Source organism: Methylobacterium sp. E-065, assembly GCF_022829605.1.
Lineage (GTDB): Bacteria > Pseudomonadota > Alphaproteobacteria > Rhizobiales > Beijerinckiaceae > Methylobacterium.
Map to the genome: position 1 here is coordinate 1 of NZ_JAKSYD010000212.1, position 1,529 is coordinate 1,529.

General features: G+C 69.0%; 3 protein-coding genes. All 3 read right to left on the reverse strand.

Annotated features, from left to right (window positions below):
* Nucleotides 1–845, reverse strand: an 845-nt coding sequence (locus tag MKK84_RS25590; protein WP_243924841.1) for a hypothetical protein, incomplete at its 3' end; no start/stop codon positions are given.
* A 58-nt stretch (nucleotides 846–903) separates the two neighbouring features.
* Nucleotides 904–1,185, reverse strand: a complete 282-nt coding sequence (locus MKK84_RS25595; protein ID WP_243924842.1) for a hypothetical protein — start codon at nucleotides 1,183–1,185, stop codon at nucleotides 904–906.
* A 128-nt stretch (nucleotides 1,186–1,313) separates the two neighbouring features.
* On the reverse strand, nucleotides 1,314–1,529 hold a 216-nt coding region (locus MKK84_RS25600), incomplete at its 5' end, for a hypothetical protein (RefSeq protein ID WP_243924843.1).

A 1,529-nucleotide genomic window follows, 5' to 3' on the forward strand; every position in this document is an offset into this window, starting at 1 on the left:
CAATCGGCGTGAGGCTGATCGCGGGACGGGCGAGGTTGCGCGGCGTCTGAAACTGCGATCTGCTCTTGGATCCGCTGGGCATAGAGGTCTCGCGCCGCTTCCCATTCCGGGGCGAGAGCGATCAGGTTGGCGTCGCCGGAAGCGCGCACCTCGGCAGAGATGGGCTCGGCCCCAATGCGTAGGTTCTGGGCGGCCATGAACGCCCGGTCAGAGTGGAAGGTCAGGGCGAACAGGGCGTCGATACGCAGCTCACGCCGGAGCTTGGCGTCCAGAGCGCGGTTCCCCGCCTCGTCCAGGCCACCGCACTGGGCGTTGAACTGTCGGCTCATCTCTTGGCGCGCCACCGTGTAGAGGCGCATCGCCGTGAAGTTGATCCAATGGGCGACGGACTTGCGGTGCGTCTTGCCCGAGGCATCCTCGTAGTAGATGACGCCCTCAGCCTCGACCCCGGCCGAGATCGGAACCTGCGGGGCCAGCGCGGCTTCGATCCCGTCGAGACGAAGGCGCCGACGCATGCGGCTCTCGATGCCGGCACGGGTCGCCTCGTGGACGTTCTCGCCGGTCATCTCGACCACGCGCTCGACCTCAAGTTCGGCGATGTTGCGCAGGCGCTCCAGCTCCAGGCGCAGTGCCTCGGAGATGTTGAGGAAGCTCATTGGGTCCCGCTCGGGGTAGGCCATGAACCCGGGCGGCGGACTGTTCCAGTCGACGACATCGGGAGCCGCCTGCGGTTCAGGCTGCCGAACGACGCGCGAGAGATCGGCCTGCAGGTCGGCGGCGCGCTCGCGTAGGCTGGCGTTCGGATCGCGGCGGATCAAGTTCTTGAGGGATGTGCGCAGGGACATCGCGGTATCCTGGGATGAGGGCGCGGGCATCCGGCCCGCTCGGGTTACGGGCTGGGGTTCAGAGCAGGGTGGCGAGGCCGGTCAGCACCATGCCGCCGCCGATGATGGCGACAGCGGCCAGCAGCTCGCCCGCGGCGTCGAGGAAGCGCAGGGACCGGCTGTGCGCGGTGTCGGGTCTGACGGGCGCCACGGCCTGCCAGGGCTCGATCTCGCCGGGCACGGGCTCATTCGGCAGGTTCAGGTAGCGGCCATCGGCTGAGAGCCGGCGGCGGCCGGTGCGGGGGCTATCGCTGCGGGCCGGAACGGGCTGGCTGAAATTCGGGATGCGGGCATAGGTCATCGTTCGCGCTCCTGATGGGGCTCGTGGCGGTGGGCTTGGCGGGGTGGTGGACTCAGTCGCCCAAGTTGCTGGGTCGAATAGGTTTTCAGGCGCTCAGAGGTCCGAAAACGGCCTCTGGACTCAGGTCTTCAGTGCGCAGCGGCGCGGTGGGCAGCTTTGGCGACCTGCCAAGCGGCATTGAGGGCGGAGGACATCGCCACGCGGCGGGAGACGCCGCAGCGCTCCATGATTCCGGGGGCGGCGCGGCAGACGGCGGCCATGATGGCGGCGCGGTCGTACGTGCCGGAGACGACGAGGGGAGGCTGCCGGGCAACGAACTGGATGACGGTCCGCGCCGCAGCCCG